Annotated in this window: 1 pseudogene; it reads right to left on the bottom strand. The window is 66.1% G+C overall.

Annotation, left to right across the window (positions count from 1 at the left end):
- Window positions 1–313, bottom strand: a pseudogene (locus AB5287_RS09970) (penicillin-binding protein); the annotation flags it as partial.

Raw genomic sequence — 313 nt, 5'->3', positions numbered from 1 at the left:
GGTTGGATTCATTGCCGGTGGAGCAGCCGGCGGCGGTGGGATCGGTCGCGCAATCCGAGCCTCCGCCATTGTTGCCGTTGTTCCCTCCGTTGCCGTTATTCCCGTTGTTGCCGCCGTTCCCGCCATTGCCATCGGACCCGTTGCCGCCCGATCCATTGCCGCTGCCATTCGAACCGTTGCCGGTCTGCGGCTTCGTCGACTGCGAGCCCGACCCGTCGCCAGACTGCGTGCCGCTCTGTGACGACTGGTCGTCGCTCTTGCTGCCGCCCTGCGAATTCCCGCTCTGCGACTGGCCGCTGTTGCCCCAAGACGA

This window comes from Bifidobacterium sp. RTP21102st3_E2_RTP21102_210122 (assembly GCF_040916945.1).
GTDB classification, from domain to species: Bacteria; Actinomycetota; Actinomycetes; order Actinomycetales; family Bifidobacteriaceae; genus Bifidobacterium; species Bifidobacterium longum.
The sequence above is the reverse complement of the archived record's forward strand: the minus strand, read 5'-3'. Positions and strand labels throughout refer to the sequence as shown.